This window comes from Dyella sp. (assembly GCF_036568765.1).
Lineage (GTDB): Bacteria > Pseudomonadota > Gammaproteobacteria > Xanthomonadales > Rhodanobacteraceae > GSA-30.
In genome coordinates this window covers 28,347-52,847 of record NZ_DATCRY010000130.1, presented here as the reverse complement: position 1 = coordinate 52,847, position 24,501 = coordinate 28,347, and the positions used below count along the sequence as shown (strand labels likewise).

23 protein-coding genes are annotated in these 24,501 nt (G+C 59.9%); 9 read left to right on the top strand and 14 right to left on the bottom strand.

The window, feature by feature from the left end:
* The coding region (locus VIM98_RS09555; protein WP_331992869.1) for a TonB-dependent receptor at window positions 1-1,958 on the top strand (1,958 nt) is incomplete at its 5' end.
* Window positions 1,958-3,199: a histidine-type phosphatase gene (locus VIM98_RS09550; RefSeq protein ID WP_331992868.1), complete on the top strand. Its 1,242-nt coding sequence runs from the start codon at window positions 1,958-1,960 to the stop codon at window positions 3,197-3,199. The genes VIM98_RS09555 and VIM98_RS09550, both read left to right, overlap by 1 nt.
* Before the next feature lie 3 nt (window positions 3,200-3,202).
* Here the strand turns inward: VIM98_RS09550 and VIM98_RS09545 are convergent, their stop codons facing one another.
* From VIM98_RS09545 to VIM98_RS09535, 3 genes are all read right to left on the bottom strand, one after another.
* A complete protein-coding gene (locus tag VIM98_RS09545) occupies window positions 3,203-4,177 on the bottom strand; it encodes a hypothetical protein (protein ID WP_331992867.1) in 975 nt (324 codons plus the stop codon).
* 231 nt (window positions 4,178-4,408) lie between these two features.
* Complete coding sequence (locus VIM98_RS09540) at window positions 4,409-5,884, bottom strand: glycine betaine ABC transporter substrate-binding protein (protein WP_331992866.1); 1,476 nt, start codon at window positions 5,882-5,884, stop codon at window positions 4,409-4,411.
* Window positions 5,881-6,636 carry an ABC transporter ATP-binding protein gene (locus tag VIM98_RS09535; RefSeq protein WP_331992865.1) on the bottom strand — a complete coding sequence of 252 codons (756 nt, stop codon included), beginning with the start codon at window positions 6,634-6,636 and terminating at the stop codon, window positions 5,881-5,883. The genes VIM98_RS09540 and VIM98_RS09535 overlap by 4 nt, the downstream gene beginning before the upstream one ends.
* A gap of 128 nt (window positions 6,637-6,764) precedes the next feature.
* Between VIM98_RS09535 and VIM98_RS09530 the strand changes: the two genes are divergently transcribed.
* Window positions 6,765-7,187 (top strand): hypothetical protein, encoded by a 423-nt coding sequence (locus tag VIM98_RS09530; protein ID WP_331992864.1) that lies wholly within the window; start codon window positions 6,765-6,767, stop codon window positions 7,185-7,187.
* 20 nt (window positions 7,188-7,207) lie between these two features.
* Here VIM98_RS09530 and VIM98_RS09525 read toward each other — a convergent pair whose 3' ends face one another.
* The 5 genes from VIM98_RS09525 to VIM98_RS09505 all read right to left on the bottom strand — a co-directional run bounded on the left by VIM98_RS09525 (window position 7,208) and on the right by VIM98_RS09505 (window position 10,852).
* Window positions 7,208-8,803, bottom strand: a complete 1,596-nt coding sequence (locus VIM98_RS09525) for a glycosyltransferase family 39 protein (protein ID WP_331992863.1) — start codon at window positions 8,801-8,803, stop codon at window positions 7,208-7,210.
* A 187-nt stretch (window positions 8,804-8,990) separates the two neighbouring features.
* Window positions 8,991-9,332, bottom strand: a complete 342-nt coding sequence (locus VIM98_RS09520; protein WP_331992862.1) for a carboxymuconolactone decarboxylase family protein — start codon at window positions 9,330-9,332, stop codon at window positions 8,991-8,993.
* A gap of 77 nt (window positions 9,333-9,409) precedes the next feature.
* Window positions 9,410-10,138: a 2OG-Fe dioxygenase family protein gene (locus VIM98_RS09515; RefSeq protein WP_331992861.1), complete on the bottom strand. Its 729-nt coding sequence runs from the start codon at window positions 10,136-10,138 to the stop codon at window positions 9,410-9,412.
* Between the two features lie 55 nt (window positions 10,139-10,193).
* Complete coding sequence (locus VIM98_RS09510; RefSeq protein ID WP_331992860.1) at window positions 10,194-10,337, bottom strand: hypothetical protein; 144 nt, start codon at window positions 10,335-10,337, stop codon at window positions 10,194-10,196.
* A gap of 374 nt (window positions 10,338-10,711) precedes the next feature.
* Window positions 10,712-10,852: a hypothetical protein gene (locus VIM98_RS09505; RefSeq protein WP_331992859.1), complete on the bottom strand. Its 141-nt coding sequence runs from the start codon at window positions 10,850-10,852 to the stop codon at window positions 10,712-10,714.
* A gap of 87 nt (window positions 10,853-10,939) precedes the next feature.
* Here VIM98_RS09505 and VIM98_RS09500 point away from each other — a divergent pair, with 87 nt between their 5' ends.
* Window positions 10,940-11,638 carry an SIR2 family NAD-dependent protein deacylase gene (locus tag VIM98_RS09500; protein ID WP_331992858.1) on the top strand — a complete coding sequence of 233 codons (699 nt, stop codon included), beginning with the start codon at window positions 10,940-10,942 and terminating at the stop codon, window positions 11,636-11,638.
* A gap of 130 nt (window positions 11,639-11,768) precedes the next feature.
* Here the strand turns inward: VIM98_RS09500 and VIM98_RS09495 are convergent, their stop codons facing one another.
* On the bottom strand, window positions 11,769-12,200 hold the full coding sequence (locus VIM98_RS09495; protein WP_331992857.1) for a hypothetical protein: 432 nt from the start codon (window positions 12,198-12,200) through the stop codon (window positions 11,769-11,771).
* 279 nt (window positions 12,201-12,479) lie between these two features.
* On the opposite strand from VIM98_RS09495, the gene VIM98_RS09490 reads away from it, so the two are divergent.
* Both VIM98_RS09490 and VIM98_RS09485 read left to right on the top strand, forming a co-directional pair.
* On the top strand, window positions 12,480-12,995 hold the full coding sequence (locus tag VIM98_RS09490) for a hypothetical protein (protein WP_331992856.1): 516 nt from the start codon (window positions 12,480-12,482) through the stop codon (window positions 12,993-12,995).
* A gap of 74 nt (window positions 12,996-13,069) precedes the next feature.
* A complete protein-coding gene (locus VIM98_RS09485; protein WP_331992855.1) occupies window positions 13,070-13,372 on the top strand; it encodes a hypothetical protein in 303 nt (100 codons plus the stop codon).
* Between the two features lie 90 nt (window positions 13,373-13,462).
* Here the strand turns inward: VIM98_RS09485 and VIM98_RS09480 are convergent, their stop codons facing one another.
* From VIM98_RS09480 to VIM98_RS09465, 4 genes are all read right to left on the bottom strand, one after another.
* On the bottom strand, window positions 13,463-15,757 hold the full coding sequence (locus VIM98_RS09480) for an FdhF/YdeP family oxidoreductase (RefSeq protein ID WP_331992854.1): 2,295 nt from the start codon (window positions 15,755-15,757) through the stop codon (window positions 13,463-13,465).
* 72 nt (window positions 15,758-15,829) lie between these two features.
* Window positions 15,830-16,483 (bottom strand): UdgX family uracil-DNA binding protein, encoded by a 654-nt coding sequence (locus VIM98_RS09475; protein WP_331992853.1) that lies wholly within the window; start codon window positions 16,481-16,483, stop codon window positions 15,830-15,832.
* Between the two features lie 33 nt (window positions 16,484-16,516).
* Window positions 16,517-17,647: a glutathione-independent formaldehyde dehydrogenase gene (locus tag VIM98_RS09470; RefSeq protein ID WP_331992852.1), complete on the bottom strand. Its 1,131-nt coding sequence runs from the start codon at window positions 17,645-17,647 to the stop codon at window positions 16,517-16,519.
* A 193-nt stretch (window positions 17,648-17,840) separates the two neighbouring features.
* Window positions 17,841-19,622, bottom strand: coding sequence for a thiamine pyrophosphate-requiring protein (locus tag VIM98_RS09465; RefSeq protein ID WP_331992851.1), 1,782 nt, complete (start codon window positions 19,620-19,622; stop codon window positions 17,841-17,843).
* 182 nt (window positions 19,623-19,804) lie between these two features.
* Here VIM98_RS09465 and VIM98_RS09460 point away from each other — a divergent pair, with 182 nt between their 5' ends.
* Entirely contained in the window at window positions 19,805-20,560 is a 756-nt protein-coding gene (locus VIM98_RS09460) for an SDR family oxidoreductase (RefSeq protein WP_331992850.1), read from the top strand.
* 62 nt (window positions 20,561-20,622) lie between these two features.
* On the opposite strand, the gene VIM98_RS09455 is transcribed toward VIM98_RS09460, so the two are convergent.
* Window positions 20,623-20,820 (bottom strand): KGG domain-containing protein, encoded by a 198-nt coding sequence (locus tag VIM98_RS09455; RefSeq protein ID WP_331992849.1) that lies wholly within the window; start codon window positions 20,818-20,820, stop codon window positions 20,623-20,625.
* A 253-nt stretch (window positions 20,821-21,073) separates the two neighbouring features.
* Here VIM98_RS09455 and VIM98_RS09450 point away from each other — a divergent pair, with 253 nt between their 5' ends.
* Together VIM98_RS09450 and VIM98_RS09445 are read left to right on the top strand one after the other, a co-directional pair.
* Entirely contained in the window at window positions 21,074-23,395 is a 2,322-nt protein-coding gene (locus VIM98_RS09450; RefSeq protein WP_414650206.1) for a phosphoketolase family protein, read from the top strand.
* Window positions 23,392-24,405: an acetate/propionate family kinase gene (locus VIM98_RS09445; protein WP_331992848.1), complete on the top strand. Its 1,014-nt coding sequence runs from the start codon at window positions 23,392-23,394 to the stop codon at window positions 24,403-24,405. Before VIM98_RS09450 ends, VIM98_RS09445 begins: the two co-directional genes overlap by 4 nt.
* The last annotated feature ends 96 nt before the right edge of the window (window positions 24,406-24,501 follow it).

Below are 24,501 nucleotides of genomic sequence, written 5' to 3'. Positions count from 1 at the left end.
AGTACGCGCCGAGCGTAACCGTGTCCTCGCCGGAAGGCCCCGGTCTGGGCAAGAACGAAAGCATCAGCATTCGCGGTTTCCAGGACGGCCAGTTCAATATCACTTTCGATGGCATTCCGTTCGGCGATGCCAGCGATCTGCATCACACCACATCGGCGTACTTCAACAATCACGTGTTGGGCCAGGCCGAAGTCGATCGCGGTCCGGGTGGCGGTTCGACCATTGGCAACGCGACCTTCGGCGGCACGGTGGGTCTGCGCTCACGCGACCCGAGCGATGAGCCGGGCATCACGCCTTACCTCACCGTCGGCAGCTGGAATACCCGCGCGGGCGGCGTCAACATCGACGAAGCCATTGGCGCGCACACCAAGATTTTTGCCGACGTGTCCAAGGAGGCGAGCGACACCTTCCTCAAAGGTACCGACGACAAGCGCGAACACATCTTTCTGAAGACGATTACGCAACTGGGCGGCGAAACCGCGCTGACCTTCGTCACCAGTTACAACCGCGAGCACCAGAACACCGTGCAGGGCGCGACCCTGGATGAGATCGGCCAATTCGGCTGGCGCTACGGTTTGACCGACAACCCGGCCCTGCAGTCCTATAAGGGCTATAACAACGCCGCCTACTACTCGAGCTTTACCTATGTGGGCCTTACCAGTCGTCTGGGTGACTGGAATGTCGATAACAAGGTCTATCTCAATACCTTCGATCACTGGTCGCGCAAGACCACGGATGCATCGGACAACGATCCGGCCGATAACGGCGTCACCTTCTACAACGCCGCGGGCAAGAAGGTCAGCACGATCAAGGGCGATGTGCCCGGCAAGCTGGCCGATTCGGGCTTCCATTCTTTCGGCGACGTACTGCGCCTGGCGCGCGACCTGGGACCGGGCACGCTGAGCACGGGTGTATGGTTGGAACGTTCGCTCGATGCGCGTTACCAGTTACCGATGGACCTGAGCACCGACCAGTACACCGGCACCAAATACGGCCCATTGCAGAATTACCAGCTGGACGATCGCACCGACACTTTCCAGCCCTACGTGCAATACGACTGGAAGATCACCGATACCACGACGCTGAGTCCGGGCGTGCGCTATTCCGAAGTGACTCGCTCGCTCGACGCGCTGCTTAACAAAGTGTCGCCACCGGTACCGTCGAACGCCGAAGCCACCTATCATGCGACGCTGCCCTCGATCAGCCTGCACCAGCAGGTCAGCGATTCGTGGAGCGCGTATGCGCAAGCCGCCAAGGGCTTCCTCGCGCCGCCGATCGACGTCATCGAGATCAACGGGTCGCATAGCCTCAAGCCGGAGCAGACCACCAACTTCCAGCTCGGCACCGCCTATGCGTCGCGACAGTTCACCTTCGGGGCGGACGTCTATTACATTCGTTTCTCCAACCTGCTGGCCGAAACCACAGTGGCCACGGACAACGGTAACGAAAGTGTTTACATCAACGGCGGCGGCGCGATCTACAAGGGGGCCGAAGTCGAAGCGACCTACGCGCTGACCCACGCGTTAAGCCTGTACGGAAACGCCAGCTATAACAAGGCGGCTTATCGCGATACAGACGTGCAGATCGCCGGTACGCCGAAAGTCACCGGCACACTGGGCTTGCTGTACAGCAGCGACCGGGGCTATTACGGCTCACTGATGAGCAAGTTCGTCGGCAAGCAGTACGGCCTGGACAACACGACTGACAATGCCGGTAATACCGTGTTCGCCAACAGCCAGCGCATCGGTGGCTACATGAGTATGGACGGCGCCTTCGGCTATCGTACGGATCATGGTCCGGCAGGTACCAAGGGCTTCTCGATCAGCGTGGATGTCAACAATATCTTCAACGTGCACAAGATCACCAGCTATGCCGGCACGCAGTCGGTCAGCGGTGAGCCGTTGTTCTTCGGCCTGCCTGGCCGCGGCGTCTTCCTCGACCTGTCGGTGAAGTTGTGATGCGCGGGCTTGGCCTAGGCCTGCTCTGGCTGGCGGTGGCGCTTGCGCCGTCGCTGGCCTGGGCTGCAAGTGCGGGTACGCTCAAGCTCGAGGTGGTACTGGTGCGCCATGGCGTGCGTTCGCCGACCAGCGCACCTGAGGCCCTGGGCAAATACTCGCGCCAGCCCTGGCCCGAGTGGCCGGTCGCCCCCGGCGTCCTGACAGAGCATGGCGCACAAGGCATGCAGTCGTTGGGCGCACGTTATCGCGAGCGCTACGCGAGCAGTGGCCTGTGGAACGGTCGCTGCGATACTGTGGCGGATATCCTGATCGTTGCAGATAGCACGCCACGCAACCGCGACAGTGCGGCCGCCTTCGGTCGTGGCCTTGGCGGCGATTGCGCTCTCGGCTATCTGGCGCGTGAGCAAGGGCAGGACAATCGTCTGTTTCACTTCCAGCGCAAGGATGGCGATGACGACGATGCGGCGACGTGGCCGAAAACGCCGGCGCAGTTGGAGCTTCTCCAAGAGGTGTTGCTCGGCTGTCGCGGCGAAACGTGCCGCAAGGGGGCAGAAATCGCCGGTACCAAGCTTCTGCTCGACGGATCGGTTGCACCCGAGGCGCTGGCCAAGGCCATGAAGACGGCCGGCTCCTTGAGCGAGAACCTGATGCTGGAATACGCGCAGGGCATGCCGCTCGATCGAGTGGCCTGGGGGCGGGGCGGTGCGGCAACGATCGGGCAACTGATCCAACTGCACAACCTGCAGTTCGCCGCCAGCAAGAAGCCGTTGGCTCAGGCTCAGCGAAGCGCGTCGAATCTGCTGGCACACATTGTCGCCACCCTCGAGGCTGCCGCTGGCCGACAGGGCGACGTACAGCCGCTGGCCGACGCTAGCATGCGCGCGGTTATATTGGTCGGCCACGACACCAACCTTGCCCAAGTCAGCGGCTTGCTCGGTACGCAATGGCATAGCGCCGCGCAGCCGGACGACTACCCGCCTGGCGGTGCGATGGTGTTCCAGCTATGGGAAGACAAAGGGCATTACACAGTGCGCGTGCATGCACTGTTGCCAACATTGCAAGGGCTGCGCGAAGCGAATCTTGCCCGCGCCGATAGCCTGATCGACATGCCGCTGGCGTTCGGGCCTTGCGCGGCAGCCAAATCCTGCTCGCTCGAGGCTTTTGTCCAGTGGACTTCCGGGCGCATTCTGCCGGCGGCGGTGGAAGCGGCGATACCGGCCATGCAACATACCGCACCGTAAACCCTATTTGGGCGGCGCAGCCACGCATCCCTGGGCGCAGGTAAACCAAGCCCGCGCCCTGGGGTAGTCGAGTGTCACGGAAAAGTGGCTGAGCACATTGCCCCCGATGGCGCCCTCGGGCGTTTCATCCATCATTCGCGCCATGGTCTTGTGGAAATTTTTATTGGGACGCTCGGTGAACCATACCGGCCCCACGACCCAGCCGGCGATCTGCACCTTGGGTACTTCGATCAGGCGGGCGGCATAGCCAGGCAACAAGTCGTCGCCTTGTTCGACCACCCGCCAATCCGGGTGCTTCTTGTGCCAGATGTCGAACATCCGTGTGGTGATGTAGCTGGTCACGCCGATGCCATCGGCCTCGGTTTCGGTGCCCGCGGCGGCCTTGCCGGCGGCGGTCGGGTGCGCCGTGGCGCCCGTATCGAGCAGCATGTTGATCGGAATGCTATCCACACGGATCACGATGCGCGGGAAGTAAGCCGACACACCGCCGGTATCGTCGTGCTGGAAGCCCAGGTTGGCGGGTTTGGCGACCGGGTCGTGGCGCCAGGCGCTTCCCTCGGCGCGCAGCACCTGGTGCGGATAGTCGAATGTCCAGACGCGTGTGCCGAGATAGTTGGAGCCGAGCATTCCATCGCCGCTGTATTTTTCGGGCAGCACCAGCACCTTGCCGGCGCAGATCCCTAATGCGGGTGGAATGCCAGCCTGTGGCCGATACGAGGGTGGGTTATGCACCTTGAGCATGTGGCCGTCGACTTTGCAGGAGGCTGGAGTCAACTGAAGTTTCTGTGCCACGGCATCGGTGAGCCAGTAAAGATTCGCCGTGCCGCCGCCGCCGGTATCCACCAGCAGCCGTAGCGTCTGTCCGGACGTCGTCGTCGGTGTGGCGTAGAAGTGACCGGCCGCGTACTGGGTCGGCACCGTTTGTGCGACGGTGGTCGCTCCGGCGAGGGCTATCGCTATGGTCAGTGCTGCGGTCATACCCTTCCCACGTGTTGACGTTCCGGCGAATCCTAGAGCGCATCGGCTTTACCGAACATGTGTAAATGCCGCAGGGCGGGCGCAGTTTCCTGCGATGGCATCTCCCTGGCACATAGTGTCCGGTACGTATCTTCCGGCTAGCTGTCGCAATCTGCCAGTTTTCCAGGAGGCTCCGGTGCGGAGCCTCGCAGTGAAGCCGATGGTGCATCGCGCCATCCGAGGGCCACGGCGTTAATGCAGCACTCGAATCCGCAATCCGCGCGGCGTCAGCCAATGCTCCACACCTTCGAATATTGCCTGCACCGCGAGTGCCAATACGGCCGCTGGCACCGCACCTTCCAGGATCAAGCCAATGCTGTCCAGCCGGATACCGGTAAGAATGGGCTGCCCATAGCCGCCCGCGCCGATCAGCGCTGCCAGCGTCGCCGTACCGACATTGATCACCGCCGCTGTCTTGATGCCCGCCAGGATCGAGCGCATCGCCATAGGTAGCTCCACATGACGTAGCCTTGCCCAAGCGGAAAGCCCAAGCACGGCGGCCGATTCGCGCAGTTCATGCGGGATGCCGATCAAGCCGGCATGCGTGTTACGCACCATGGGCAGCAGGCTATAAAGAAACAGCGCCGCCAGTGCCGGCCACGTGCCAATGCCGAAGAAAGGAATCATGAAGACGAACATCGCCATGGAGGGAATGGTCTGCAGGATGCCGGTCAGCGCCATGACCCATTGGCCGAGTCGCGATAAGCGCGCGGCAAGCACGCCGAGCGGAATGGCCAGCAACACGGCGAGTCCTAGCGAGGCGATGACCAGTCGCACATGTTCGAGCGTGCGCTGCAGTATCCGCGCCATCAGTCCGGGGCCGTCGTGCTGGCCGTCGATGCCGAGGAAGGCTGCAGCAACCTCGCTCTCTTGACGACCGTCGAGTTTGACCTCGGCATTGAGCCGCCGCATCGTCGTGACATTAATTTGCCCCGCTAGTTGCTCGAGCGTGGCTATAAATCGTGGCGCATCCTTTTCCAGTGCCAGGCGATACAGGAATACTGCCTGGTAGCTCGGAAAATAATGTCGGTCGTCATCGAGTACACGCAGCCGGTAATACGATATTTCCGCATCGGTGCTGTAAAGATCGATGGCATCGACGGCGCCATCGGCGACTGCCCGGTAGGCCAGCGTGTGATCGAGTCCACGCACTTGTGTCTGTGGCAGCGCGTAGCTTGCGCGCATGCCAGGCCAGCCGTCCTGGCGGTCCATGAACTCGTTGGAAAAGCCCAGGCGCAACTGCGGGTGGGCCGACAAGTCGGAGATACGCGCAATGCCCCATTGCGCCGCACGCGTTTCCAGCATGCCGATGGCATACGTGTCGCTGAAGCCGAGCGAATCGGTGATGCCGATACCCAGGGGCGCGAGCCGGGTACGCAAGACATCGATGCCGGCATCCGGTGCGACATCGCGGAGCAGTTCGCGTGTCAGCGTGCCGGTGTACTCGGGGTAGGCATCGATATCGCCATGCAGCAGTGCGGCCCACAAAATACTGCTGCCGCCAAGTTCGCGCCGGTGCGTTACATCTACGCCGGCCCGCATGGCATCGAGCCGTGCGATTTCGCTCAATACCACCGATTCGGTGAACTGCTTCGAACCTATGCGTACCGGTGTAGCCGATGCAAGCATCGGCAGCAGCCATGCGAGCAACAACAGCGCACGCTTCATGGCGCCTCCGGCAGGCGTCGCTGCGCGGCGACAAAGCGTCGTACAAAATCGCTGGCCGGCCGTTGGCGCAAGTCCGCCAAGCTACCGTCCTGGACGACTTTGCCTTGGCTCATCAGTACCAGCCTCTCGGCAAACCAGGCCGCTTCGGCCAGATCGTGCGTTACCACGACCACGGTCTTGCCCAGGCGATCGAAGATGCGCTTGAGCTCGTCCTGCAGTTCGTGACGCACGATCGGATCCAGCGCACCGAGCGGTTCGTCCAGCAACAGTGCATCCGGATCGAGCATCAGTCCGCGCATCAGCGCCACGCGCTGGCGCTGCCCGCCGGAAAGTTCGGCGGGATAGCGGTCGAGTACCTGCTTCGGCAAAGCCGTCAGTTCCGCCAGTTCCTGTGCACGTGCGGTAATCCGGTCCTTGTCCCAGCCCAGGTGACGCGGCTGCAAGGCCAGGTTGCCCAGGCAGGTCAGGTGGGGAAACAACCCGCCGTCCTGGATGACATAGCCGACACGGCGTCGCAGCGGTTGCACGCCGGCAGGCATAAGTGGGCGGCCGTCGATGCGGATCGTGCCGGAGTCCGGCCAGGCTAGCCCGAGGAACAGGCGCAATACGGTGGATTTACCGGAGCCGCTGCTGCCGATCAGGGCGGTGGTGCTACCCGTGGCAAACGCCAGTTGCACATTGTCGAGCGCGATTGTCGCGCCGTAGCGCTTGCTAACGCGCTCGAGCGCGAACGCCGGTTCAGCCGCGGACAATGGGTGCTCCGATCCGCATCGGTGCGGCTGGCTTCGAAAGGTCGGCTGACATGGGTTCGAAACTTTACCGCAAGCACTTTCGCGCAGCCATATCGGTATGATCGTGCGGACACCAGGGAAGCGGACCCATGCCGACGGTCAAGACGATAGAGGAGAGCGTGTCCTTGCCGCTCGTGCTCGGGCCCTCGGCCGAGCGCGATATTCCCCTGCCCGCGGCCGTCGTCTTCCACATCGTGCATAGCAAGCTGTGGCACCTCATCGCCTGGTCCGATCCCGCTTCGAACAGCTGCGGTCTGTGGCTCAAGGGCATGGCTATTGCCCTGCCGCGCGACCGGCTGGCGACCCTTTCCATCGAAGTGATGCGCCCCGCCAAGGGCGGTGGCTGGGTTGCGCTCGAGGCGCGCCTGGCCGCGCGGCCGGTACCGGTGACGCTGATGCAGTGTGTGACGTTCCAGGAAGCCGCGCTGGCATGGCTTAACGAGCATCGTCAGCGGCTAGCCCTGGCATTCGATTGCGTCGTTACCGACAACGATTACGGCTGCGATTACTGACTGAGCATAACTTTGAGGTTTCAGTCGTCCATGCCGGGTGCAGGGAACACGAGGATGGTAATTTCCTTGCCTTGTTGAATCTGTGCTACTGGCGGGCCCAGTTCGGCCAGGGCGTTCTTGAAGGTATCCACATCTTCGCGCACGCCCATGGCCGACCGGCCGTTGACCGCCCACACGCGGCTGCCTTGCTTCCAACGTGCTACGGCGACGTCGAGATTCTGGGTGACCAAGGCAGTGTCGGCGATGGAGGCCTGCCCCTTCGGTTGCAGCACCGACAGCATCGTCGGTGCGTTGGGGTCGGCGGTGAGCACGGTATCGCCCGGACGCACATGCGCGGCAAGTGTCGCGGCAGTCACATCCCAACGCGGCTTGGTCTCCAGTCGGTAAACGGGGGCCAGGTTCACTGCCGCGAGCAGTACCAATGCTGTACTCAACGCAATCAGGCCACGACGCGGCAATGCCGCCGCACCGAGGCCGGCGAGCACGAAGAACGGTGCGGCACTCCACAGGATATAGCGCGGCAGCAGCATCGACTTGAATAGCGATACGGTCAGCAGCAGCAAGGGCAGGGTAAGGAAGGCTAGCAACAGCACGCGCCCATCCAGACTGCGGTGCATGCGATACATGCCGACCATCCCCAGCAATGCAACCAGCGGCCCGAGCAAGGGCACGGCGGTCGGCATCAGGCCGTACTGCACTACGGTGGCCATGCGCATCAGGTATACGCTCTTGGTGGCGATCCAGATGTTTCGCCAGCTCAATTGCGGAATCCAGTTGAAGTTTTCCAGCATATGGCTGCCGTTGGCCATCACGATGGCGCCATACAGCGGCAGGCAGCACGCTGCCACGACGGCCTGGCTGAGCAGCCAGTTGCGCTGGAAGCTGCCGCGTAGTGTCGGAGTGTGCCGCAATCGATGCCAGATCAGAGCGAACGCAAGGTTGGAGGCCAGCAGCCACGGCGCTGCGTCGCCTAAGACATCGAGTGCGCCGACCGTGCCAAACAGATAGCTCGCCCAGCCGATGCCATCGAAACCGGGACGGCGCATACCCAGCGATGCGCGTTGCGGATCCTGCGCCAGGCGTACGAGGCCCCAAAGCGCAACGGCGATCAACAAGGTCACCAACGTATAGGAGCGCGCTTCCTGGCCGTATTGCACCTGCAATGGAGAGAACGCCATCAATAAACCGGCCACCGCAGCCGCTCCAAGCCCGCCCACGCGCCGGGCGATGGCAAAGATCACGCCGATCGATGCGGCGCCCAGCAGGGCCGAAGGCAGCCGTAGCAAAGCCGCATCGGTACCGAACGGCAACAGCATCTGCAGCAGCAGAAAATAGCTGGGCATGTGCCGGTTGGCGAAGCTGTCGTTGACCAGGTCCGGCAGGTTCAGGTGAATGCGCTGAAAGGTCAGTGCCTCGTCCAGCCAGAACGGTTGATGGCCGATGCGAATCAGTCGAAGCAGCAGGCCGATCGTCACGATCGCGCCGCACCAGGCGATCTCCCGCGCGCCCCAACGACCGGCCGTGGATGCGCCAATATCCGCGGCCGGTAACTGAACGCAGGGCGCGCCGGACGGCGCATCGCAACGTGTAAGAGACAGTGCTTGCTGGTCCGACATGGACTGACCGGGGCGGCTTCTCGCTGGGGACATCGACTCCCAACGGGTATGACACAAATCGGTTGTCGGCCGCATCGGTCTCAGGCTCTCCATGCCCACTATCGGTTAACTCCTGTTGGCTTTCGTCTTTTTTGTGCCAGTGGCCGGTGACGTTTTTAAGTCAGCCAGCCGCAAGCGTCCCATATCTTCAGCTGCCGCTATGTTGGCTGACGGCGTCCATCACGCGAGCCGAGTAGACCAGCGCCGCGCCGGCGTTCATGGAGACCGCCACGCCGAGAGCCTCGGCAATTTCTTCGCGTGTGGCGCCGTGTTTGAGCGCCTCCCCTGTATGTACCGTGATGCAACCGTCGCAGCGGGTAGTCACGGCGACGGCCAGGGAGATCAACTCGCGCGTTTTCGCGTCGAGGTGCCCGGTTTCCTCACCCGCTTTCGACAGGGTCTGGTAGCCCTTGAGGGTACCTGGCGTAAGTTTGCCCAGTTCGCCGATGCGGCCGAGCAGTTCTTTGCGGTAATCCAGCCAATCCATCATGAGAAGCTCTCCTGCTGGTGGGGGGAGCCTCGAGTATCGCGCCGCCGCTACTGCCAGGACAAGCTGTTGCAAGCCTGCTACACCGCGCGGAACGTCACCACCAGCACGTCGCGATGCGAGGGGCGATGCGGATCGATCGGCAGCACAGGCGTTACGCCATGAAAGACGCGCGGGTCGTGAATCAACGCGGTATCGAGCGCGTGCGTCAGGGTGAACTCGCCCAGTGGCGCACCATCGGGCGAATGGATACTGGTCGAGCCGCTGGCGATGTTCTCGCGATCGACCAGCAGCACCAGCACGAAATCGACGCCGTCGCGATGGCTGCCCTCGGGCGTGGGCTCGCCGGCCGCGTCAGCGGTGGCTTCGATGCGGAACTGATGCACTTCCACATGCCATTGCTCCGTGGCCGGCGCCAGCGCATCGAAGAAGCCATGGCAGAACGTGAGGATCGACCGCAGGCTCTGGCCTTGCGCGACCCCGGGCTCTAACGGCTCGAACCAGCGCTGGATATTGCCTTGCAGGGGGTTGTACTGCAGCGACTGGTAGTGCGGTTGATGCGGCCGCTGCACGATGCCGTCGCGGTCGGCGGCGAAGGTCGCATGGCGGCGACGGCGAGAGCGTCCCGTGGCGGCGATATAGGCATCCGGTTCGAGCCGGTTCCAGCTATCGGCAAAGGCCTGCCAGTCATCCAGGCCACCGGCGGCATCCAGCAAAGGTCGCATGGTGTCGGCGGTAGCGAAGCAAAAACCGTCGTGCTGCACAGGGGCGAGCAGCGGCGAAACGTCCGAAATGGGGATGGGGTGCATCGGCCTATTATACGGCGACTTATACGGCGACCGACGACTTCCCGCTGCGAACGGTTCAACCGGCCGGTTGAGTCGTTGGCGTGTGGGTGGCCACGTTCGACACGACCGGCTTGGCGGTGACCATGGCTCCCAGCGTCAAGGCGCACAGCAGCAGCGCGGCGGCGAACAGGCTCTTCATCATCAGGGTCTCGAATTTCATGGCAGTGCTCCTTGGCAAAGATGGATAAGGAATCTTCGATAGGTAGATGGCAAAGGGCGTGCCAGGGTTTAAAAGCGCTGCAAACCTAGCTGTAGAGCCATTTCTCCGAGAGGAGAGGAGAGCGGGTGAGTGTCCGCGGACAGTTGGGAGTGTCCGGTGTACGAAAGGGCGCCCCTCACTCCCACCCGATCCTCCAACACGGGAGCCAGGGGAGAGGAGCAGGTCGCGAGTACGAAATACTGAATTTTGCCCCCGTCAGGCTCCATCTCCATCGGTTTCGCCGGGTGAGATGGTTGGAATGAGGGGCGGCCTCATGAAACCGGCTCTCGACAATGTTCGCCACAACACCAGCAGCAAGCCGATCGGCGCATAATTCACCGGCACTGCTTATCGGCAACGTCGGCAAGAAGCTCTGCAAGCGCACGGCAACGCACATCGAGTTGCTCATCGTCGCGTAGCGACAGCGTCGCCGTATATACGACGCTATCGACGTGCCTCAGCCGCAACGTCGACATCTCGATGTCAAACCATCGGATCGACGGTCGCGCCGGGATTCCCGTGCTGCGGTACTGTTGTCAGATGGCAGCCGTGGCGTTTTCGCAATGAACGAGAAGATTGTCGTATTTACCGGAGCGGGAGTCAGTGCCGAAAGCGGACTGCGGACCTTTCGCGATATGGGCGGTTACTGGAACGAGTACGCCATCGAGGATGTCGCCTCGCCGCTAGGTTGGAAGAAAAATCCGGCAACGGTGCTGCGTTTTTACAACGAGCGCCGCCGGGGGGTGCTGGACGCCACGCCGAATGCAGCCCACCTGGCTATTGCCGCGCTGGAGTCGAAGTTCGAAGTCGTGGTTATCACGCAGAATATCGATGACCTGCACGAGCGTGCCGGATCCACCCAGGTCATCCATGTGCACGGGGAGATCCTCAAGGCAAGGAGTTCGATCGACGCCAATCTCATATACAAGCTCGACAGGCCGACGATCGAATTCGGTGACCTATGCGAAAAGGGCAGCCAGCTGCGTCCCGATGTCGTCTGGTTTGGCGAGAATGTCCGTTTCATGCAAGAAGCGGAGGAACACTTCGCTTCGGCGTCGCGAATCATCGTGATCGGAACATCGCTATCCGTATATCCTGCAGCGGGCTTGATCGATTGTGCAGCTCCGTTGGCAGCAAAATACCTGGTATCGCCAGAGAGGCAGCGAGTGCCTCGAGGTTTCCGCTTTTTGAACGGAACAGCGACTGCGGTAGTCCCCGAGGTAGCTGCATGCTGGATGGCCGGCGTCGAGCCCGGAGAGTAAGAGAAGACTGGCAGACTGCCTCAGTCAAGCTCCCACTCCCCTGGCTTCGCCGGGGAAGAGGGGAGGGGTGAGGGGGCAACGCTGCACGCTAACGCAGAAGACGGTTTTCGCGAAACAAAGCAACTTCCGCTCAATCCGGCTTCAACCCAAAATACGCATACGCGGCGGCCACCGCCAGACCGAACCATGACTGCCCAACGCTGGTAAGCGGCTGCAACTGATTGGGATTGACCATGCCGACCAGAAACGCAGTCAAGCCGGCCAGCAGCCACACCACCAGGTAAAGTCCGCTGATCCATTTGAGCACGCTCTTGGACCTGTCCGATGCATCGGGGGACAAGATCCGGGCCACCGGTGTTTCGCCCGGCTTGGTTACCGCCAGTTCCGCAATAACGAGCGCGGATATCAAACCGCCGATAACCGAAAGCGTCTGTGACATGACATCGTTGAAGGCCAGCCCGGAGGCACCTTTGGAGCCGACGATGATGCATCCGTCGACAATCAGGTATACATAGATGGCGAGCAAAATGATGGCGATGACACCACCGGCTGTGGCCTTCATAAAAATCCCCCTGTTCCGAATGAATTGACTACCCGAGTCAAGATGCCGTCGTTGTCGCCGTTGAAGTGAAAGCCCAGGCTTTGCCACATCGACAAGCCATTGTCGACGTGGGTCACTTTTTGCGGTACGTATAATCCCCTTTTTGCCGCGGCCCAGAAATTAACCGATGCCGTGACGAGACTGGATGCTACAGCAATCCGAGTCGAGCTGTGCATAATCTCGCCATCAAAGGCGTGGTGAAAGGACGTTTGGCACTGCCGGAAATTGCCAGGGTGAGGGATGCTTAGTCTAGATGATGCTCGATGGGGTGCTTTGAACCACGCATATGGCAATGCTTCGGATATACCGGAGTTATTGCGCCAACTGTACGAATTGCCGCAAGTATCCAGTCAAGAAGAACCTTGGTTCTCTCTCTGGAGCGCATTGGCCCACCAAGGCGACGTCTATTCCGCGTCGTTCGCGGCGGTCCCTCATGTTGTGGCAGCCTTGTCGGCGAATCCATTGAAGGCCAGCTTCAACTATTTTCATTTTCCAGCGTGGGTCGAATGCTGCCGAGCTCGGGCGAGTATGCTGGTGCAAGATGACCTGCTCTGGGCATACAAGGCAGCGCTGGAAAAACTGCCGGGACTAGTTGCGAAGGCGAGCAATCGTCCTTGGGAGGAGGGTTTTCTGCAGTGCGCCCTGGCTGCTATCGCAGCAGCAAAGGGCAAGACGATCATCGCTGAGGCAGTGATGGAACTCGACTATCAAGTTGCAAGCGAATTCTTGGTATGGTTCATGCGCCGAGATGTGTGAAGTAAACAGAAGTGTGCTGTCTAGAGAATTCGGCGGATACCTTCCTTCAGTGGGAAAGTGATGTGGAACCCTCTATGCTGACCGTTCAAGATGAAAATTTCGATCGCGTAGAGAAGCGCCGCATGTTGTTGCTCGGCATTCCGACATTCCTACTTGTCTGGTATGTCAGCCTGCGGTTGAGCTTGTTGGCCAATGTTGTGTTTATGCTTTTCTCAATGGTTCCCTATTCTTACTTCTACATGGTGGCTTATCGCTTGTCTGGAATGGCGGACAGACCGGTTGGACGCTGGAAGTTCTATTTGACGGTGCTCGCCACGCAACTGATCGTGATCGCTGGGCTGGTTCTCCTGGGCAGGCATGATACGACCGCACGGTAGGATCGGTTTCGGCGGACTAGCCTGGTCAACGGCATGAGCATCTGCGATGGCCGGATCCCGGCGATTGCAAAAGATGGAAAACCTCGCGTATTAGCCTGGATTCGCCGGTAATCGTATCCGCACTGGCACTCCCTTGGCTGCCGGTGTCTTCGATGCCCGGTCGTGATACCAAAGCGGCACCAACGCATTCATCTCGGGGTAGTAACCGCCCAGGCAACCCCTCGGAATGTTGAACGGCTTGATCGTGAGCCCATCGACGTGCCGATAGATACCGTCCTCGGCGTCACCGACCAGATCGACAATATCGCCTTCGTGCAAACCCATTTGCTGCATATCGCCAGGATGAATCAACAGGATCATCCTCGATCCGGTCAGGCCGCGGAGGCGATCGTCATAACCGTAGATCGTGGTATTGAACTGATCGTTGGAGCGCATCGTGATGAGATGGAATCGCCCCGGGGCATCGCCCACGCCGAGGGCGGACAAGACGTCTGGCGTTGTAAATTCGGCTTTGCCACTTTCGGTTTTCCACTCGCGCTCGTGAGCCGGATTGCCTCGGTAGAAACCGCCGGCTTGAAACATTCGCTTGTTGAAGTCATGGAACTGGTCCGGGTAGGTCTGTTCGATCAGGTCGCGAATTCGTGCATAGTCGGCAATCCAATCGTCCCACTTCCATCGCGGATGAGCGGGCAGGGTAGCCTTTGCAAGGCCGGCGACAATGGCCGGTTCAGATAGGAGCGTGGGGCTGGCCGGCCTGCGGCGCCCCATCGAGCCATAGATATGGCTGAAGCTATCTTCCATCGATACAGCCTGCGGCCCAGATGCTTGAGTATCCAGTTCGGAGCGTGCGAGACAGGGCAGGATATAAGAGGCTTGACCGTGAACCAGATGGCTGCGGTTGAGCTTGGTGGCAATGTAGACGGTTAAATCCAGGGAGCGCCATGCAGGCTCCATCCGATCCCTATCGGGAATCGCGCGCACGAAGTTTCCACCCAGGCCGATAAAGGCGCGGACCTTGCCGTCGCATACCCCTTCGCAGGTATCGACCGTGGTCATGCCTTTTTCCTTGGGTGGTTCAAAGGCAAAAAGCGCTTCAAGTTTATCCATGGGCACCAGCGCGGGCTTTTCGGAAATGCCGACGGTACGCTGCCCTTGAACGTTGGAGTGACCGCGCACCGGTGACACTCCAGCGCCCTGTCGCCCGATATTGCCGCGCAAAAGGAGTAGATTGACCAGCATGGCGATGCTTTGGGAGCCATGGACATGCTGGGTCAATCCCATTCCATACACTCCGATGACGCGCTCGGCCCGCATGTAGATATCCGCGGCAGCTTGGAGATCGTGCCGATCCAGGCTGGACTCGCGTTCGATATCCTCCCAGGGCACGGCTGAAGCATGGTGGGCGAACGCCTCGAACCCTCGTGTATGCCGGTCGATAAATTCCCGGTCGAGAAGGCTGGGCTGTCCGTCATTCAACCGCTGCGTGTCGACGGCCAGGATATGCTTGCACAAGCCGAGAATCGCCGCGATATCGCCACCACAACGTAACTGCAGATACATGTGTGCCAGTTCGGTGGGGCTGTCGGACAACATTTGCAAAGGGTTTTGTGGATTAACGAAGCGCACCAGTCCTTGCTCACGGATAGGATTGAATACGACGATCTTGCAGCCTCGCTTGGCGGCTTCCTGCAGTGGGTGCAGAAAGCGCGGGCTGCACGTGCCGGGATTCTGTCCAAAGTAGAAAATGGCGTCGCAGTGTTCGAAGTCCTCGAATACGCACGTGCCCACAGGCGAACCGGTCACCTTCTTCAAGCCCACCGACGTGGTCTCATGGCACATGTTGGAGCTATCGGGAAGATTATTGTGCCCGTACATGCGTGCGAACAGCGCATATAAATAGGACGCCTCCAGCGATGCCTTGCCCGATGCATAAAATACGGTTCTTCGAGGCTCCATGGCCTGAAGTCGCTGGCCGATATCCCGGAACGCTTCGTTCCAGTCGCAGGCCACATAGCGATCGGAGCCAGCGTCATAGCGCAACGGTTCGGTGAGGCGCCCTTGCATCTCCAGGTCATGGTCATTCCATTCCAACAACTCCGTTACGGTATGCTTCGAAAAGAAAGCTGGCGTACAACGATCGGTCGTGAGTTCCCAGATCGTCGATTTGGCGCCGTTTTCGCAAAACTCAAAAGGGTGCGGATGCGCTGGCTTGGCCCATGCGCATGAGGAGCACATGAAGCCGCCTGTCTTGTTCTGATGGAGCAGTGTGGAGAATGTTCCCGCTTGGGGTTTCTCCCGCAACGCCACCTTGCCGATGCTGCGCAGCGAACCCCAGCCGCCGGCAGGTCCTTCATATTGATATGCCTTATCTGCTTTCTTGGCCATTTCTTATAGGCTCCGTAAAGGCTGGAACGGGCGGCGACATTCAACTATGCAAGGTGCGCACGGATCCCATCCCTAGTGTCTATCTTCACGACGAACTGTGCATTTCAAGTCTGCGACGAGCTCGGCAAAGGCCCGGTCGCGTTCTTCGGCCCGACGTAAACGCAGGATTGCGGAAGGATGCCAGGTCGCCAGGCCTTGAACGCCATGCTTCAATGTATGCCATTGGCCGCGGTCGCGCCCCATGCGGAATGCATTGCCAAAAAGGGTTTGAGCGGCCATCAAGCCTAACGCGACGACTCGCTCAGGTCGGACGCGCGCTAATTCGGCTGCCAACCACGGGCGACATGCTGTCTGTTCGGTGGCATTGGCGCGCTGGTGCAAGCGCGCCTTGCCACGCTGCTCGAACTTGAAGTGCTTGACGGTATTAGTCAGGTAGACCGCATTTCGCGCCAAGCCAGCCTCCTCCATGGCTTTGTCGAGCAATCGTCCTGCCGGACCGACAAAGGGGCGACCTTGGATATCTTCTTGTGAGCCTGGTTGTTCGCCGATGAGCATGATCTTGGCCCGAGCCCGTCCTTCGCCGAACACCGTCTGCGTAGCTTTTCGCCACAGTGGACAGGCGCGGCAATCGGCGGCTAGCGTTTTGAGTTCCCGCAGCGTTCCAACCGGCATCGAGTCTACAGGTTTGGCTAGCGGCGTATCTGCGGGCGGCAGTCGGCGTGGCATGTCAACTTACCTGTCAGACAGCAATCCATGCGCTCAGGGTTTAAGGACCACTTTCGTCCAACCCTTTTCCCTGGCATCGAAACGCCGATAGCCCTCCGGCGCCTGTTCGAGCGGCAGTTCGTGGGACACGATGAAAGAGGGCTTGGCTTTACCTGTTTCGATGAGCTTTGCCAGTCGCCGGTTATAGGCTTTTACGTTGGCTTGCCCCGTACCAATGCGTTGGCCTTTGGTAAAGAATTGACCGAAGTCAAAAGCAATCTTGCCTTGTTTGGCAAGCTCATCGGCAGCTCCCGGATCGTTGGGCATGAATACGCCCACGACGCCGATAACGCCGGTGGGCTTTACGGCCTTGACCAGATTGTTCATGGTGAGGTTGGGGACTTCGTGGCCTTCGCAGTTAAAGCACTGATAGCCAACGCACTCACATCCACGATCGGCGCCGCCGTCCGTTAACTCCAGGACCTGTTCTGCGCCTGTATTCTCTGTGTCATCGATGCCAATGGCACCGATCTGCTCGGCGAGCGCAAGACGTTCGGCGATAGAATCGACAACCAGTACTTTGGCCGCACCTTTAATCAATGCCGAATGCGCGGCCAGCAGGCCTACGGGGCCGGCACCGTAGATAACCACAGTCTCGCCGGGCAGGACGCCTGCCAGTTCGGTAGCGTGATAGCCCGTAGGCAGAATGTCAGACAGCATCACATAATCGTTCTGGTTATCTCGCGCGCTTTCGGGAAGAACCAGGCAATTGAAGTCTGCATACGGCACACGAAGCAGCTCGGCCTGGCCGCCACGATAAGGTCCCATGCCAGCATAACCATAAGCGCCGCCGGCTTTGCCTGGATTGACAGTGAGACAGAACCCGGTAAGTCCGCGTTCGCAGTTTTCGCAGAAACCGCAGGCGACATTGAATGGCAGGCAGACAAAATCGCCGACTTTCACCCGATCCACGGCCGGGCCTGTCTCGATGACCTCACCCATGTTCTCGTGACCGAGCACCTGCCCGGGCTTTACGTCCGTGCGCCCATCGTACATGTGAAGGTCCGAGCCGCAGATATTGGTTGTTGTGATGCGTACCAGAGCATCCGTGGGCTTTTCGATGCGTGCATCGGGTACATTCTCCACGCTTACGTCGCGCGGACCGTTATAGACGACGGCTCTCATGTAGCACTCCAGGCAGGAACCCGCAGAAGATTGCATTACCGAACGTACGCCAGGACATGTCCTTATGCCGGCAATACAACGTGCCTTCGGAGTGAATACAACCCATCTCCTTCGGCCTGTATCTGTCAGGAATAGGGCTATGCGGGCGGCATACGAGTGACAGCTTTCGTCAGGAGACGCTTAAATGCCATGGTCATCCAGGCAGCCACGCCGAAAACACTTCGCGTAGAGTCTGCCGAATCACAGCCCGCTCATCCGGATCGCCTTTATAAAGCGCGGTCAGATATGCTTGTGCTTGTGACCAGGTGATATGCGGTGGTAGCGGCGGCACATTGGGATCGGCCAGGATCTCCAGCACCACCGGCCGGTCGCAAGCGAACGCTTCGCGCCAGGCGCGTGCAATATCCTCCGGCCTTTCGACACGTATGCCCTTGAACCCCAGCAGCTCGCCGTACTTGGCATAGGGGAAATCTTCGACATTCTGTGCGGGTTCGAATTTCGGGTCGCCAGCGAGTGCGCGTTGCTCCCAGGTCACCTGATTGAGATCGTGATTGGCTACTACTAGCACCACGAAGCCAGGATGCTTCCAGCGACGCCAGTACTGTTTGACGGTAACGAGTTCAGCGTTGCCATTCATCTGCATGGCACCGTCGCCGACGATGGCCAGGACGGGGCGATCCGGATGTGCCATTTTAGCGGCAATGGCGTACGGTACGCCGCTACCCATCGTCGCGAGCTTTCCCGAGAGCGATGCCATCATGCCGCGACGCAACTTCACGTCGCGCGCGTACCAGTTGGTATGCGAGCCGCAGTCGCCGCAAACAATCACATCGTCGGGCAGGGCGGATGAAAGCTCCCAGAAGATACGCTGCGGATTGATCGGATTGGCAGGCTCCATCGCTTTGCCCTCCAGGGAACGCCACCACTTGCGGATATTCAACTCGATGCGTTCGCGCCAGTCCGGCCGTGCACGTGCCTTAAGCTTAGGCAGCAGGCGACGCAGAACTTCGCCGCTGTCGCCGATGAGATTGACTTCCGTCGGATAGCGCATCGATACGTTGCGCGGCGCGATATCGATCTGCACGGCACGCGCCTGACCGTCGGCAGGAAGGAATTCGGTGTACGGGAATGTGGTGCCTACCATCAATAGCGTGTCGCAGTTATCCATCAGCTCCCAGCTCGGTCGAGTGCCTAGCAGGCCGATCGACCCGGTTACGTAGGGCAGGTCATCGGGCAGGGCCGCTTTTCCCAATAGTGCCTTGGCAACGCCAGCACCAAGGCGTTCCGCGACAGCTGCCACATCGTCGCCCGCCTGCAGTGCACCGGCGCCAACCAGAATTGCCACGCGCTCCCCTGCATTGAGAATATCTGCGGCGCGGTCGATTTCCTGATCGTCGGGCACGGGGTGCGGTATGGCATAGCCCACGCCGGACAACACGTTGCCATGGGTGCGCGGAGGGCTGGCGGCGGATTCCATTTCCTGGATATCGTTGGGAACGATGACACAACATACGGCGCGCTCTGCCGCAGCGATTCTCATGGCGCGATCGATGACGTGACGCGCTTGAGCAGGAACCACGATAGTCTCGACATAAGCAGCCAGATCTTTGAACAGCGCCTGCAAATCGACTTCCTGTTGATAGTCGCTGCCAAGCGCCGTACGCGCCTGTTGCCCGACAATCGCCAGTACGGGTACATGATCGAGCTTGGCGTCGTATAGTCCATTGAGGAGATGGATGGCACCCGGCCCTGAGGTTGCCATGCATACACCGACTTCGCCGGTAAATTTGGCATGGCCGCCAGCCATGAACGCAGCCATTTCCTCATGTCTCACGCGGATATAGTCGAAACGATCCGCTGCGCGACCCATCGCGCCCATGAGGCCGTTAATGCCATCGCCTGGATAACCGAAGATCCGCTTGATGCCCCATTCGGTCAGTCGATGCAGGATGAAATCCCCGACTTTCTCGCTCATGGTTGCGCTCGCTGTGCAGTTATGAAGAGCGGTAAAGGCTGCGCCGAGGACGGTCGGCTAGCGGTGAAGCCGGCGGCAATGCGAATCGGAGAAGTCGTTCCCTCTCGGTTGCGTTCGGTTTCACGTCATCGCGGTGGGTGGTAATCGATACTCCTCTTTCGCTCATCCGTGGAGTCAATAACATGCAGCGCTTCGACAAGAAGGTCGTCTTGGTGACCGGTGCGGCCTCGGGCATCGGCGCCGCGGCCGCACGTCGTTTCCTCGATGAGGGCGCGACAGTAGTCATGGCCGACCGGCAAGAGATAGAACTATCCGATGACAGCCGCTCCAGCGAGCGCGTCTGGACGTACCGAGTGGATGTGTCCGATCCCAAGCAAGTCAGAGAGTTGGTGGAAGCCGCTGTCAAGCGCTATGGCAAGCTTGACGTACTGGTTAACAATGCGGGTGTGGCAGAAACCGGATCGCCGGATGAAATTACCGACGATCAGTGGCGGCGAGTGATGGGCACCGACCTCGATGGCGTCTTCTACGGGTGTCGTGCCGCGACGGAGCATTTGATCAGTAGCGGTGGGTGCATCGTCAATACAGCCTCTGTTTCAGGCACGGGCGGCGATTGGCAAATGAGTCCCTACAATGCGGCAAAGGGTGGCGTGGTCAACCTGACCCGGGCGCTGGCACTCGATCTGGGTCCACAAGGCGTGCGCGTCAATTCGGTGTGTCCAAGCCTCACTCGAACCGGTATGACACGTGACATGCTCAAGGATGAACAACTTGTGGCTAAATTTCGCGAACGTATTCCATTGGGCAGGGTGTGCGAACCGGAAGAGATTGCGGCAGTCATCGCTTTTCTTGCCAGCGACGATGCGAGTTTTGTCAATGGTGTCAATTTGCCTGTCGACGGCGGTGTCTCGGCTTCCAATGGCCAACCGGCACAGTAGGTGAGCAGGTCGCCGGCGACACACGTTTGCATGTCGCCGGCTGTCCGGACCAGCCAAGTAACTTAGCGGTTCTTGTGGCTTTGTTGCCCAGCCTTTACATGCTGTTCGTGACTGGCGTGATCGCCGCCGCCCTTTTTTCCGGCCTGCACGTGTTGTTCGTGTGACGCATGATCGCCTCCGCCAGAGCGACCGCCTTTGGCAGCGATCTCACGCTGCTTGTCGTCATCCATCGAGCCGAAACCGCGTTTGCTATTAGCCATGTCATTCTCCACTTAGCCTGATTTGGGTAAATGTTCCATCGCGGCGCGACGCGAGTGCGCCAAGTGCGACGTCGAGGGAACACGATCCAAAATACGCTCGAAGGTATCAATCGAAGATCAATAATGGATTGAATTCGGTGAAAGCGGGCGAGGCAGCGACGGCAATTGCACATGCGATGGAGCATGCTCGAGTGCGTCGACGACAAGGTCATGCCTCTTCATGTTCTCGCTAGAGCCAGCTCTTCTGGACAGGATGCAGCGTTATTGGAACGCCGCCAACTATCTGACGGTCGGTCAGATCTACCTGCGCGACAATCCATTGCTGGAAGAGCCTTTGACGCTCGACCACGTGAAGAAGCGTTTACTTGGGCATTGGGGCACGACGGCAGGGCTGAATTTTATTTACGTCCATCTCAACCGTCTGATTTGCCAGCACGACCTGGACATGATCTACATTGCAGGGCCCGGTCACGGCGGGCCGGGCCTGGTCGCCAATAGTTATCTGGAAGGCTCTTACACCGAGATATATCCGCATATCGAGCGTAATCGCGAAGGCATGCGTCAGTTGTTTCGTCAGTTCTCCTGGCCTTATGGCATACCCAGCCATGCGGCGCCTGAAACACCTGGGTCGATTCATGAAGGCGGCGAGCTGGGTTATTCCTTGTCTCACGCTTACGGTGCGGCTTTCGATAACCCCGAGCTTATCGTTGCCTGTATCGTCGGGGACGGGGAAGCGGAAACCGGCGCCCTGGCCACGGCGTGGCATTCCAATAAGTTTCTCAACCCTGCTCGCGATGGCGCGGTGATCCCTATTCTCCATCTCAATGGCTACAAAATCGCCAACCCGACGGTGCTGGCTCGCATCGGCGATCGTGCACTGAAGCAACTGATGCTGGGTTACGGGTATGAGCCGATTTTCGTCGAAGGAAACGATCCAACGGCTATGCACAGGGCCTTCGCTGCCGCACTGGATACTTGCCTGACCCGTATTCGCCGGCTTCAGCGCGAGGCGCGAAAAGGAAAGGTACCGTCGCTTCCCCGCTGGCCCATGATTGTCTTGCGTTCCCCGAAGGGATGGACAGGCCCCGTGTCCGTTGACGGATCGCCTGTCGAAGGAACGTGGCGGGCACACCAGGTTCCACTGGCGGACATGGACAAGCCCGGTCATCTTGCCCTGCTCGAACACTGGATGCGTAGCTACCGGCCTGAAGCTTTGTTCGATGCGCACGGTGGCTTCATCGAAGAGCTGGCCAACCTGGCGCCTATGGGACAACGCCGCATGAGCGCCAATCCTCATGCGAACGGAGGGCAGTTACTCAAGCCGCTGCGCATGCCCGATCTGCGCCAGTCCGCTCTATCGTTGAACGCTCCTGGGGCTGTCAAAGCCGAAGCGACCCGCCAATTAGGATATTGGTTGCGCGAAGTAATGGCCTTGAATATCGATCCAGCCCACTTCAGGCTGTTCGGTCCCGATGAGACGGCGTCGAACCGGCTGGATGCCGTTTACAGTGCCAGCGCAAAAACGTGGATGGCAGAAAGGCTCGCTACCGACGAGCACCTTGCGCCCGAAGGGCGAGTCATGGAAGTGCTCAGTGAACATCAATGTCAGGGGTGGCTGGAAGGTTATCTGCTTACCGGGCGACATGGGTTATTCAACTGCTATGAAGCTTTCATCCATATCGTCGATTCGATGTTCAACCAGCACGCCAAATGGCTGAAAGTGACCCGTGGCCTGCCCTGGCGTGCGCCGTTGGCATCGCTCAATTACCTGTTGAGCTCGCACGTGTGGCACCAGGATCACAATGGATTTTCGCATCAGGATCCTGGGTTCATCGATCATGTGGCCAACAAGAAAGCCGAGGTGGTACGAATCTACTTGCCGCCGGACGCCAATTGTCTCTTAGCGGTAACCGATCATTGCCTGCGCAGCAGGCATCTGGTCAACCTGATCGTGGCCGGCAAGCAGCCGGGCTGGCAGTGGCTGGATATCGAATCGGCTATTGCCCATTGCACCGCAGGTGCCGGTATCTGGCCGTGGGCAAGCGACGATCAGGGCGACCCCGACGTAGTGATGGCTTGCGCGGGCGATGCACCGACAGTCGAGACTCTTGCTGCCGTCATGCTGTTGCGCGATTTCGCGCCGGAATTGCGTGCGCGCGTGGTCAATGTCGTCGATTTGCTGTCACTGCAGCCTTCGGAGGAACATCCTCATGGCATGGACGACGATCAGTTCGACCGCCTGTTTACCAGGGACAAGCCCATCATTTTCGCTTTCCATGGTTATCCCGGGTTGATCCACCGTCTGACTTATCGCAGGCGCAATCACGGCAATCTGCATGTGCGGGGCTACAAGGAGGAGGGCACCACAACGACTCCCTTTGACATGATGGTGCTGAACAACCTCGACAGGTTTCAGCTGGCCCTCGATGTCATTCGGCGTGTGCCGAAGATGGCCGGTCGTCGTGAAGAGGCCGAGCAGTGGTATGGGGCGAATATTCAACGCCATCGATTGTACGTCAGCGAACATGGCATCGATTTGCCGGAAGTTCTTCACTGGCGATGGAAAGGCGCATGAAGCTCCTGGTCCTGAACGTGGGCTCGTCATCCCTGAAGTTCGGTGCTTACGCCGATATCGGCAAGGAACCTCGCTTGCTCGCAGAAGGCGTTATGGCGGATGGCGAGGCGAGCCCATGGCACGATGTGCCGTCGTTGCACGATCTGGGGACATTCGATGTCGTTGCTCATCGGATCGTGCATGGTGGGCCGTGGTTGCGCGACCATTGCCTGATCGATCGCCAAGTCGTGGAAAGAATCGAGGCGGCTGCAGACTTCGCGCCGCTGCATGTCCCGGCCGCCCTTCGATGGATTCGGCGCGCCCAGGAAGCGTTCCCGCGCGCACGTCAAGTGGCCTGCCTGGACACGGCATTTCATTATCCCTTGCCGGACTTGTCGCGATTTTTCCCGCTACCTTACGCGTGGCGCGCGCTCGGGATCGAGCGTTTCGGATTCCATGGCCTATCTTGCGAATCGATTCTGCATCAGCTGAACGATGTGCCGTCGCGCCTGGTGATAGCGCATCTGGGGGGTGGCGCGAGCCTTACTGCGCTGCAGGATGGACGGTCAGTCGATACGAGCATGGGAATGACGCCCGCAGGTGGCTTCATGATGGGAACGCGCTCAGGAGATATCGATCCAGGTATCCTGCTTTTTCTGATGCGTAAGCATGGCATGGGGCTGGACGAGCTGGAGCACGGCCTGGAGCGCGAGTCGGGCTTACGGGGTCTGTCGAACGAAAGCGCCGATATACGCGAACTTATGCGTAACGGCGCTAAGCCACTGGCAGAACTCGCCGTGGAACATTTTGCACGGGATATCGCACGCTGGTCTGCAGCATTCGCGGTCGTCCTGGGTGGGTTGGATACGCTGATTTTCACCGGAGGCATCGGCGAGCATCATGCGCCTACCCGCGACCGCGTTACCGCTCTGCTTCGGCCATGTTTTCCGTTGGTGGATATACACGTCCTGCCGTCGCAGGAAAACCACGCGATGGCCCGCCATGCGATGCGTCTCGCCGCTGCGTTATAGGCCGGCGGATCATTGCTCGCCCTTTTTTATTCACATGGCTCGAGGTCCATATTCACTCCGCAAAGGCTGAGGCGCGTACACACTGCCATGTGCCAT